Annotated in this window: 12 protein-coding genes; 7 read left to right on the top strand and 5 right to left on the bottom strand. The window is 44.6% G+C overall.

Annotated elements, in window-relative coordinates:
• On the top strand, window positions 1-566 hold a 566-nt coding region (locus GH808_RS01315; protein WP_186840995.1), incomplete at its 5' end, for a corrinoid protein.
• Between the two features lie 69 nt (window positions 567-635).
• Window positions 636-1,610 (top strand): uroporphyrinogen decarboxylase family protein, encoded by a 975-nt coding sequence (locus tag GH808_RS01310; protein ID WP_186840994.1) that lies wholly within the window; start codon window positions 636-638, stop codon window positions 1,608-1,610.
• Window positions 1,611-1,705: 95 nt separating this feature from the next.
• Here GH808_RS01310 and GH808_RS01305 read toward each other — a convergent pair whose 3' ends face one another.
• Complete coding sequence (locus GH808_RS01305) at window positions 1,706-2,257, bottom strand: CPBP family intramembrane glutamic endopeptidase (RefSeq protein ID WP_186840993.1); 552 nt, start codon at window positions 2,255-2,257, stop codon at window positions 1,706-1,708.
• A 179-nt stretch (window positions 2,258-2,436) separates the two neighbouring features.
• Here GH808_RS01305 and GH808_RS01300 point away from each other — a divergent pair, with 179 nt between their 5' ends.
• The 5 genes from GH808_RS01300 (at window position 2,437) to GH808_RS15510 (ending at window position 6,384) form a co-directional block, all read left to right on the top strand.
• The gene (locus GH808_RS01300; RefSeq protein ID WP_186840992.1) at window positions 2,437-3,558 is read left to right on the top strand and encodes a helix-turn-helix domain-containing protein; all 1,122 of its coding nucleotides are present in this window, start codon (window positions 2,437-2,439) and stop codon (window positions 3,556-3,558) included.
• Between the two features lie 48 nt (window positions 3,559-3,606).
• Window positions 3,607-4,014, top strand: a complete 408-nt coding sequence (locus GH808_RS01295) for a molybdenum cofactor biosynthesis protein MoaE (RefSeq protein ID WP_186840991.1) — start codon at window positions 3,607-3,609, stop codon at window positions 4,012-4,014.
• 3 nt (window positions 4,015-4,017) lie between these two features.
• On the top strand, window positions 4,018-4,413 hold the full coding sequence (locus tag GH808_RS01290) for a DUF3795 domain-containing protein (RefSeq protein WP_186840990.1): 396 nt from the start codon (window positions 4,018-4,020) through the stop codon (window positions 4,411-4,413).
• Between the two features lie 293 nt (window positions 4,414-4,706).
• A complete protein-coding gene (locus tag GH808_RS01285) occupies window positions 4,707-6,059 on the top strand; it encodes an MFS transporter (protein WP_186840989.1) in 1,353 nt (450 codons plus the stop codon).
• Window positions 6,060-6,252: 193 nt separating this feature from the next.
• Complete coding sequence (locus tag GH808_RS15510; protein WP_279289649.1) at window positions 6,253-6,384, top strand: hypothetical protein; 132 nt, start codon at window positions 6,253-6,255, stop codon at window positions 6,382-6,384.
• Between the two features lie 9 nt (window positions 6,385-6,393).
• On the opposite strand, the gene GH808_RS01280 is transcribed toward GH808_RS15510, so the two are convergent.
• The 4 genes from GH808_RS01280 to GH808_RS01265 form a co-directional block, all read right to left on the bottom strand.
• Window positions 6,394-7,068: a response regulator gene (locus GH808_RS01280; protein ID WP_186840988.1), complete on the bottom strand. Its 675-nt coding sequence runs from the start codon at window positions 7,066-7,068 to the stop codon at window positions 6,394-6,396.
• Window positions 7,061-8,668 (bottom strand): ATP-binding protein, encoded by a 1,608-nt coding sequence (locus tag GH808_RS01275; protein ID WP_186840987.1) that lies wholly within the window; start codon window positions 8,666-8,668, stop codon window positions 7,061-7,063. The genes GH808_RS01280 and GH808_RS01275 overlap by 8 nt, the downstream gene beginning before the upstream one ends.
• Window positions 8,669-8,901: 233 nt before the next feature.
• Entirely contained in the window at window positions 8,902-9,909 is a 1,008-nt protein-coding gene (locus GH808_RS01270) for a 2-keto-3-deoxygluconate permease (RefSeq protein WP_186840986.1), read from the bottom strand.
• A gap of 15 nt (window positions 9,910-9,924) precedes the next feature.
• Entirely contained in the window at window positions 9,925-11,103 is a 1,179-nt protein-coding gene (locus GH808_RS01265; RefSeq protein ID WP_186840985.1) for an NAD(P)-dependent malic enzyme, read from the bottom strand.
• Window positions 11,104-11,548: the final 445 nt, after the last annotated feature.

Here is an 11,548-nt window from a genome sequence, read left to right as displayed (position 1 = left end):
CAGTACAGGAAGCACTGGACGCTGGCGATAAAGCACAGGATATCCTGGATGCAATGGTTGCCTCAATGGGCGTTGTCGGCGATAAATTCTCAGCCGGCGAAATCTTCGTACCGGAAATGCTGATCGCTGCCAAAGCGATGTCAAAAGGGGTTGAAGTACTGAAACCAGTGATGGCAGGCGACACATCAAACTCTTTGGGAACCTGTATCATGGGAACCGTTGCCGGTGACCTTCATGATATCGGTAAAAACCTGGTTATCATGATGCTGGAAAGCTCCGGATTTGACATGGTTGACCTCGGTGTCGACGTACCGGCAGCAAAATTTGTCGAAGCTATTAAAGAAAACGACAATGTTGTTCTGGTAGCCTGCTCTGGCCTTTTGACCACCACCATGCCAGCCCTGAAAGAAGCCGTCCAGACCATCAAAGCCGCCTGTCCGGAAATGAAAGTCATCGTTGGTGGCGCACCCGTTACGCAGGAATATGCAGATGAAATCGGTGCTGACGGATACGCTCCAGATGCCGGCAGCTCGGCAGTTAAAGCAAAAGAAATCGTCGGCGCTTAATCCCCCTTTGTTCGACTCAAATCAGACATTTATAATTCGCCCCGATCGGGGCATAAAAAGGAGAAAACAATGTTAACGAAAAGACAGAATTTGCTGGAAACGATCAAAGGTGGCAAACCGGATCGCTTTGTAAAACAATATGAATTTATGGATCTTATTATGGAATCGCCTTTAGGTGTGGAATTCAACTACGGCCAGACTTGGAAAGATCATTGGGGAATCACCTGGCAGTGGCCGGAAGGTCAATTGGGGATGTTCCCAGTTCATGCGAATGGATTAGCCGTGATCAAAGAGATTACCGAATGGAAAGATGCTGTAAAAAAACCAGCGATTGAAACTTCTGACGAAGCATGGGCTGCTGCCGTTGCACACGCCAATTCAATTGACCGGAACGAGCAGTTTGCAGCCGTTTTCTATGCTCCCGGAATTTTTGAAATGACCCATCATCTGATGGGAATGGAAAATGCGTTGATGGCTCTTTACGAAGAACCGGAAGCGATGCACGAGCTCATTGATTTCCTGACTGATTACGAGTTGGACATGGCCAAAGTGATGATTGATAAAGTTCATCCGGATGCTCTGCTTCATCATGACGACTGGGGCAGCCAGATTTCATCTTTTGTCTCTCCGGATATGTTTGAAGAGTTTTTATTGCCAGCTTATAAAAAAATCTATCAATTCTACAAAGACAATGGCGTTGAATTGATCGTACATCATAGCGACTCTTATGCTGCCAATTTGGTGCCGTTCATGATTGAAATGGGAATTGATATCTGGCAGGGTGTCATGAATACAAATGATATTCCTGAGCTGCTCAAAGAATACGGCGGTAAAATCTCCTTTATGGGCGGAATTCACAGTGGGCTGGTGGACTACCCGGATTGGACCAAGGAAGCAGTGGCAGTACAAGTTGAAAATGCCTGCAAAAACGGACATCAATATTTTATTCCATGTCAGACATCCGGCTTGCCAATTGAGTCCTTTGAAGGGGTTAATACAGCCATTGATGAAGTCATTGATCGCATGAGCAAAAGCGCGTTTTAATAAAGCGTAATAGTCATTAAATTATCTTAAAAAAGCCAGTCTCAAGTATATAAAATTGAGACTGGCTTTTTTTCGGTTTGCATTGGACGTGTGGTTTACAGCGTTGTGATCCCCATAAAACTTGTCAGTATTTCGGCGGTCATAAAGAGCAGCATCCATATTGTCGTAAATGTCTGAAGATAAAGTTCACGGTTTGCTTTTTCAAGCTGGAGATACTGGTGCACTTCTTTTTTTCGCCTGAAGCAAATAATATAAATACCGCCAATAAAGAAAATAAGATCCAGAACACTGATTGCGATCATTGCTGATGTTGATTCAAAATTTCCGAGGATGAAAAACAATACATCGCCAAATATAAAGTTGTTGACAATATGAAAGGCAATCGACCATTTGATTGAATATTCCAGTGCAACATAGGCCAAAATGAGACCGACTAAAATTGCGAAAATACCCTGAATAAAATTTGCGTGAAACAATCCAAACATGATAGCTGATGTCACGATGGCAAAGTGTTTGCCGTATTTCTCCAGGGACCTTAATACAAAACCCCGGAAAACAATCTCCTCCGTGATCGGACCTAAAAATGAGGCATACAAGAACATCGAGACAGAAGTGCTTCCGGCGGTGGCGCTTTCTATTTTTTCCATAGCTTGAAACCTCTTACTCATTTTGATGGTATCAGTATAACATAAAAATGTTTCAGTTTAGCAATAAACAACGCCGTCGTCCATTTGTCACCCAATACGTGATTTTTTCCGCTGAAATCAACTGAAAATCGATTGCCAACTGATTAAGCCCCACGTATAATGAGAGCAGAGGTGATGTAATGAAGGAAATAAATATTTCACGGATACTTGTGACAAAGCGCAGGGAGAAAACCATAACCCAGGATGAATTGGCCGCCTACATCGGAGTAACCAAAGCGTCGGTTTCAAAATGGGAAACCGGCCAAAGTTATCCTGACATTACCTATCTTCCGCAGCTGGCGACTTATTTTAATATCAGCATCGATGATCTGATGGGATATGCCCCGCAGATGACCAAAGAGCATATCAAAGCGCTTTACCATGAGCTGGCATCAAAATTCGCAACCCAGCCTTTTGATGACGTGCTTTCAGAGTGCCGGGACATCATAAAAAAATACTATTCCTGCTTTCCCTTGCTTCTGCAGATGGCCGTGCTTTTGATCAATCATCATATGCTGACGCCGAACGAAGCGCTGCAAAAAGACATTCTCGATGAAGTGATTGATCTGTGTGAACGGGTAAAAACCGAATCCGACGATATCTGGCTGTCCAGAGAATCTGTCGCAGTTGAAGGTAGCTGCTATCTCATAATGGGGCAGTCCGGAAAGGTATTGGATTTGTTTGGAGAAGACATCCGTCCGATTTCTCAGGATACCGAGATGGTCGCACAGGCTTATCAGATTATGGGCAACACAGAAAAAGCCAAAGAAGTCGTTCAAATCAGTATGTATCAGCATTTATTGTATCTTATGGGCATGACGACGTTCCACCTGTCATTAAATGCGGACGATATGGAAAAAGTGGATGAAATTTTAACCCGCGCGCTGGGAATAACCACCTTGTTCAAATTGGACCAGCTGCATCCAAATACAATGGCACAGCTTTATTATACAGCGGCGGATATTTACTGCCGAGCTGACCGAAAGGAACCGGCTTTGAATATGCTTCAGCGCTATACTGATTTGTGCATTTCCAACTTTTTTCCCTATTCACTTCACGGCGATGACTACTTCGATTCAATTGGAGACTGGTTTGAAGAATTTGATCTGGGTACTTCTGCTCCCAGGAGTGAAAGCGTCATCCGGGACAGCATGCTGCAGATGGTCATTTCAAATCCGGCGTTTGCCTGCCTGTCGGACAGCCCGGAATACCAGGTGATCATTAAAAAGTTAAAAAGCGTATCAAAAAGACAAACTGCATAAACATAAAAGTAAAAAATAAAATTATTTAAATTAAGGAGAGTATCGAATATGAATGAAAAAATGAAAAAAACAGCCCCATCCATCGACGAATGGCTCAGGGAAGTTAAAAAAGATCCAGAGGCGCTACAGGAGGGAATGTTTCTGGTCCATAACGGAATTGTCCGTCAAACACCAAAGGCAAAGGTGCGTCAGGGGGTGGACGATGGCTCATTGATACAGGGAATGATGTTTTCCTATGATGCAGAAAAGGTTGAAGCCGCCATTACTGAAACCCGGAAGATGGACGGCATTTTCCATGTCAAAGTTTGGCTCAACGAAGGGCACCTGGAGCTTGGTGATGACATCATGTATGTACTGATTGGTGGTGACATCCGGCCACATGTGGTAGACGCTCTGCAATTCCTGGTTGAAACGATTAAAACGACTTGTGTGATTGAAACGGAAATACGGGGGTAATTTATGAACCCGATTTTAGCCGCCTGCGGAAACGACTGTAGTATTTGTCCGCGTTTTATGCCAAAAACTGAGGCACAGTTAAAATCGACGGCGGAATTGTGGTATAAAATTGGTTATCGCGATCATCTGGTAGATAATGAAGAAATTAAATGCAATGGTTGTACTACCGATAACTGGTGCCGTCATGGAATTGTTGGATGTACCAGCGAACGCAAGCTTGAAAACTGTGGTCAGTGTGAGGATTACCCTTGTCCCAGAATTAAGGAAGCCTTTGAGAATACGGCGAAATTCATTCCGGATTGCAGAAAATGCTGCACAGACGAAGAATTCCAGATCATGAAGAAGGCTTTTTTTGAAAAGAAAAAAAATCTGAATGACTGGCATGAAAAATGCAAGTAGGGCAGGAAATAGCAAGAATCAAAAAAGTAAGGAATGATAAAATTACTAATCGGCTAAGTGTTTTAGCCGATTGTTTTGACTAAAAGATCAGAAATCTGAGAAATATACTAAAATCTTCTATTGACACAAATGATGAATACGAGTACAATAAAAACAGTAAATAAACAGTGAATTACTATAAATGTTTTAATGAAGAGAAACTGCAGTAAGTATACTTGCAGTAAAACCCCTGTAATCACAACGGGCTGAGCAGTTCATTGAGGCATAAATTCATTAAAAAGGAGTGTCACAAGATGAAAAATTTCAGCATCTCGGAAGCAATGGATTCCTTTGGTGTTAATAAATTCACCTGGAAGATCTTTTTCCTTCTTGGTTTTGCAATGGTATTTGATGGTTATGACTACATGATTGTATCCTACACCATGCCGCAAATTGCTCAAGAGTGGGGATTAAGTGCGATAGCCAAAGGGAGTTTGTCCTCCTGGAGTCTGATTGGTCTGGTAGTTGGTGGTGCACTTTCAGGCATCATTTCTGACAAAATTGGAAGACGGAAAACATTGACAATTGCGATTGGATTATACTCCCTGTTGACTGTTCCGATCTATTTCTCCAGCAGCTTTACGATGTTTGCACTTTTCCGTGTGCTGGCCGGCGTCGGGTTGGGTGCATGCATTCCCGTTGTCACGACGGCTTTTTCCGAATCGACACCTACAAATAAACGAGCTATTTTCATAACGTTTGGAATGGCCTGGATGATCGTCGGCTGGGTGGTCGCCGGTCTGGTTGCGACTGCTGTCATTCCTTTATTTGGCTGGAGACTCTGCTACCTGATTGGTGGGATTCCTCTGTTGTACTCAATTTTATTGTACTTCAAGATGCCGGAGTCGGTTTATTGGCTGGCAAATAAAGGCTATCGGGAAAAAGCGGTTAAAGCGCTTCAAAACATCGAACGTATCGCAACGGGTAAATCCAGTGATTGGGACCCTGAAGCTCTGATCATTCCGCCGCAGCCTAAACAAGCTGGACCCAGAGCGTTATTCACAAAACAATATATAGGAATTACTGCCGGAATCTGGATCATGTATTTCTGTGGCTGCTTTATTGTCTACGGCATCAATGCCTGGCTGCCATCATTAATGCTGGAAAAGGGTTTGGCGGTTTCTTCCGCATACGGGTTGGCAATTGCCCAGAATGCAGCGGCGATCATTGCCAATTGTACAACTGGTTTTGTCGCTGAAGCGGTTGGCCGTAAAAAGAATCTGATCATTTCCTTTGCGGTTGGCGGCAGTTCGGTTATCATCATGGCCAACATCGGCGGCGGTTATGGTGCGATTCTGGCGGCGTGTATTTTCCTGGGATTTGCCATCAATTATTCCATTACCGCGGTACAGCCGCTAATGGCGGAGGCATATCCGACTGAATTCAGAAATACCGGGGTAGCCTGGTGTCAGGCATTTGGTCGAATCGGTGGAGCCTGTGCGCCAATTGTCGCTGGCATGATCATTGGACTGGGAAAAGGATATGCAGTATCATTTATGTTTTATGCGATCCCGGCAGTTATCGGTTTGCTGGCAGCGGTATTCCTGGTAAAAAAGGAGACAAAAGGAAAATCGCTGGATGAACTGGCAGAAGGCGATGTCAAATAATTACAGCTTCTCTGAGAGGGCTGTTTCAGATGAATACAGATAGCCTGATTTCAAGATACTTTATTATTCTATATAAATCGGAATATGGATTAGCCATCCCTTTGGACTATTGTTCAGGGGGATTTTTTTATTTTAGTGGTTTCTGGATGAAAATAAACACATTCAACTTGACAGTCAGAATGGTGTTGGCGGGGTGAGTCTTTCCATCAGAATACCGATAACCACTGAAACCGCCCCGCGCATTGCAAACGGAGAGGATGTGGAGTTGGAAGAAGCGATCAGTACCCTTGATTTCTCGATGTCTGGAATTGATCAATCTGATTAATCAGATTGATCAGATCCGGTGATATTTATACTGGGGTCTGCCAACTTTGCCGTATTCAACCTGCTTTCGGACCTTCTGTTCTTTTTCCATGTATTCCAGATAGCGTCGCACTGTGACCCGGGCGATGCCCAGCTTTTCAGCCAGAACATCGGCAGTGAATGCGCTGTCACCGCATTTCTCGATTTCAGCCCAGATGGATTTGTAGGTGTACTTATTGAGCCCTTTGGTGAAATCATCCTCCGGCTGGGCCGCATTGAAGCTGGCGATCAACTGGTCCAGCTCCTTCTGCTCGATCTCGTCGTGCTTTTTGAATTTTTCATGTCGGGTTTTAAACTGCAGGAGGGCATCCTTGAAGCGTTCAAAGCTGAAAGGCTTGATGAGATAATCCACCGATCCGTATCGGATGGATTCCTGGATACGCTCGATGGATTTGTCAGCAGTGATCAGGATGACATCCACATCCAGGTTCTTTTCCCGGATCCATTTCAGCAGATCAACCCCGTTTTCTTTCGGGAGATAAACATCCAGTAGAATCAGATCCGGCTTCTTGGCGGCGATCAGCTTCTTGGCATCACCAAGATTTGAAACCGCTTTGTAGAGCCGGAATCCATCCACCTTTTTAAGAAACTTGGTATTGATATCCCGCACCATGGGATCATCCTCAACAATCATTACTTCAATCATGTTTGTCACCTCTTTTCATGGGAATCGTGATGTTCCAGAAAACACCATCCTGACAGTTCAGGCTGATGGTTCCGCCAAATTCATCGACTATTTTTTTCACAATAAACATGCCATTGCCACGCTGGTCTTTTTTCGTTGAAAAGCCCTGGGTATAGATTTTATCCCGATTCTCTGCCGGAATTCCCGGACCATTGTCCTTCACCTGAATGGTTAGCAACGCCTGATCCTCGATAATTCTGACATCAATGATGCCAGTACCGTCATTGTTTACTTCATCCAGAGAATTTTCTACCAGATTGCCGATGATTGAAACGATGTCTTCGGAAGTCATTTGCTGGGGAAGACCGGTGAGCCTTGACTCTTCATCAATGGTTAATCTGACTCGGCATTCTTCGGCTTTATTGTATTTGGACAGTAAGAGAGCTGAGATATAGGAATTCTGGATGTTTTTCGTTAAAATGTTGCTGATATTGTTTCGACTTCTGGCCACTTCTGAGATAAACGCAAGGGCTTCATCGTACTCTTCCAGCTGGATCAGACCAGAAATGGTATGCAGCTTGTTCATGAATTCATGATTCTGAGCCCGCAAAGACCAGGCCATTTTTTTGACGCCAGTGAGCTCTTCCGCCATTTTTGTAACCTGTGTTTTATCCCTGAAGCTGGCAATGGCACCGATGATTTGCCCGTTATGCATGATCGGGACCCGGTTGGTGACGATGATGGTATTGTCGATTCGCTGCTCCCGTTCGAATTCCGATTGTCCGGTTTCCAGAATTTTCAACATTTCCGTATTGGGGATTACTTCCTCAACATGATAGCCCAGGAGATTATCTTTGTTGTATTTTGTCCCGAATTTCAGAATATCGATGGCGGCATCGTTAATCAGCGTGATTCGTCCGGAATTGTCAACGGCAATCAGGCCTTCGTGAATGGCTTCCAGCATTCCCATTTTTTCGGTGTAGAGCTGGCTGATTTCTTCCGGCTCGAGCCCCAGTAAAATGGTTTTGATATTGTTCGATAAAATAAAAGCGCCGATGATACCCACAGCCAGTCCGCCCAGACTGATCAGGATGATATAAAGCAGGGCTGTCGATTTGGCGGACTCAATACTGTCGGTGAGGGTTCCCACCGCAACAAAGCCGATTTCTTCCTGAGTGTTGGCATCATAGATGGGAGCGAAGGCTCTCAGTGCCATGCCAAGGGTGCCGGTGGCTTCAGAAAGATAGGCTTCGCCTTCTTCAGCAACCCGGTGTTCATCGCCGCCGACAAAGGTTTCGCCAATCATCTCGGGATTGGGATGGGAATGCCGGATGCCGTCTTTATCCACGACGATGATGTATTCAACCTGATTCAGATTAGGAAGCAGGGCGTCCACATAGTCGGCAATTTTTGCATCAGGATCCCTGTTTTCTAGCGCAGCGGCGATTTCTTCGGAATGAGCAACCATCATGGCCACATTCATCAGATTTGTTCGGGCCTTGTCCTCAATCATATTGGTCATCCATGACACGGCAAAAACAATGATGACGGAGATGGAAACAAACACGACGGTTGTCACAAGCAAGGCTATCTTGGTATGCAATTTTAGTTTGCTTTTCATAATTAATTCACCTCAAAAAAAACACGGAAACAGGTAAGACTATTTGAAAATGAAAGACTATTATATAGTATATACCAATCAAGTCAGTAGCCAAACAGCTCATTCTGAACCGACAGTTGAGTTGCAATCGGCCAGTTCAGCTGTATGCCGGCATTCTGTGATGATATTATATATCAAATCTTCCATACTTGTCTTGCCTTTTCCGTGTTTTAACACCGTTGGATAAAAATCTGTTATTGAGCTATTTCAATTCTGGAGCCTGCCGTTTCGCCACTCAAATGGTTCTCCTTGACCTTTTTGGCCTGCCGGCTGTTCAGATACTTGAACGCATAGGTTACGATAAACGGGCAGACGATTGCGGAAACGACACAAGCAGCTGCAACCTGAGCGGTAGCGACGGTCGCGATGACGGCCAGGGTGGGGTCTGCGGCCGCAACAGCAGCTGGCGTGGCAACAGCATTTCCGGCGGTTGAGCCGGTTGCCAGACCGATGATCGGTTCTTCCTTAAACAGTTTTAAAAGGATAAAGGCACCGATTCCTGTTAAGGCAGCGACAACACCCAGCAATATGCCGGGGCCTCCGGCGGTAACGATGGTCTGAAGATTCATGCCGGCACCCAGAGGGAACGAGAAGAACGGAATCAACAGCATTTTGCTGCTTCCCAGAAATTTTCGCATATCCGGATCCAGATTCCCGAGAATCATACCGATGACGATGGGAACCAGCACGCTTACCAGTGCCATGAAGGGTACTTGCGCAAGACCGGATGCACCCAAAGCCACCAGGGTAAAGAATGGACCATCCTTGAGGGAAAGCAGAGCATAGGCGCCCACATCAGTATCATCCCCGTACTGTGAAGCAAGGGATGCATACAGGCCGCCGTTGCAGTTGGTCAAAGCGGCCAGAATGGCCAGCGGCGACAGGCCGAGAATGCCGGCGGGGCCAAATACCAGTCCGACAAAGATGCCGATACCGGCACCAACGATGAACTTTCCGGTAATCAGGAGCGCGCCTTTTTTTAGGGCTTTCGGTGCCAGCTTAAAATTAATCTGTGAACCGATCAGAAACATAAAACAGGCAAGAATGGTGGATGATGCCTTGGGGCTGAATAAAGCGCTGGTAAAGCCGCCGATTTCTAAAAACTGGGGGAAAAAAGTATTGACCAGTACACCCAGAAATAATGGAACAACCATCATACCCCCAGGAATCTTATCGAGTGTTTTTTTAATTGGAATCTGCATTTCGTTTTTCTCCTTTTACATTATTATTCGGGCTACGCCGGTTCTTATCGCAGCTTTTTTGATCGCTTCAGCAATATTGGCGGCTACTGTTTTGTCTAGTGCGTTTGGAATGATATTGTTTTCATTCAGATCCTGATCTTTGATCATCGAAGCGATGGCATTAGCCGCTGCCAGTTTCATTTCTTCATTGATTTCTGTAGCGCGAACATCCAGGGCACCTCTGAATATTCCCGGGAAAGCCAATACGTTATTGACCTGGTTCGGGAAATCAGAACGGCCGGTTCCGATCACTTTGGCTCCGGCAGCTTTTGCCTCATCAGGCATAATCTCCGGCGTTGGGTTGGCCATTGCAAAAAGAATCGAATCCTCACTCATCGATCGCACCATATCCTGGGTTACGATTCCCGGAGCTGAAACTCCGATGAAGATATCAGCACCGACCAGGGCGTCAGCCAAAGTGCCTTGAATATTTTCAGGATTGGTCAGTTCTGCCAGTTCTTTTTTTGCGTTGTCCAGTCCTTCCATTTTGCGGTAGAGAATGCCGGGTTTGTCACAGGCAATGAGATTTCTGACGCCTGATGAAAGCAGCAGTTTAGCGATGGCCGTTCCGGCAGCTCCGGCGCCATTGACGACCACTTTGACATCCTCAATTCTTTTATTGACAACTTTCAATGCGTTGATGATGCCGGCCAGGACGATAATGGCCGTACCATGTTGATCATCGTGAAAAACAGGAATGTCCAGCTCTTTTTTCAATCGTTCTTCGATCTCGAAGCATCGTGGGGCACCGATATCTTCTAAATTGATGCCGCCAAATCCCGGTGCGATGAGTTTGACGGTTCTAACGATTTCATCAACGTCTTTAGTCGCCAGACAGATGGGAAAGGCATCGACGTTTGCGAATTCTTTGAATAAGATTGCTTTTCCTTCCATAACCGGCAGACCTGCCATCGGACCGATATCGCCTAAACCCAGGACGGCGGTTCCATCAGTGACGACAGCGACGATATTTCCTTTTGAGGTATACTTATAGACATTTTCCTCATTCTCATGAATTCTTCTGCAGGGTTCCGCAACTCCGGGGGTATAAGCTTTGCTCAGATCTTCCCGTGATTCAATTTTAACCTTTGAGATGACCTCAATTTTGCCCGAATACATTTCATGCATTTTCAAACTTTCTTCAGAGTAGTTCATTTTTTTTCCCTTCATGAATAAATTGATAAAATTCTGCTTACGTGTTTATAGACATAGGATAGCATCTGACTTTTACGATTGAAATATTATGAAATTTAAAAAAGAATTATGGTTATAAAGAATACTTTGACATTAATTTAACATGCAGTTAATTGTGAGGAAATATGAAAAAACCAGACTTCGGGAAAAGTCTGGCAATGCCAATGTAAAGAGAATATTGTGTCCGCTTCCCAGTGTAAATTGTATTCTATATAAAGTGGAAAAGCATCGATCTCAGAGGAATAAAAAAGCATTGAAAATTGTGTTTCTATTTTTGGTGTCATCATATAAATCCTCGTCCCGATAGAGTTTTGTTATAAGTTGTTTTTATTTTAGAATAAAAACTTGGTTGCTGCATGTTGGCTTTATGTTTTATTTGTGAAGATTAAGGTATTATGCTTGCGGA

Source organism: Acetobacterium fimetarium (genome assembly GCF_014284475.1).
GTDB classification, from domain to species: Bacteria; Bacillota; Clostridia; order Eubacteriales; family Eubacteriaceae; genus Acetobacterium; species Acetobacterium fimetarium.
The sequence above is the reverse complement of the archived record's forward strand: the minus strand, read 5'-3'. Positions and strand labels throughout refer to the sequence as shown.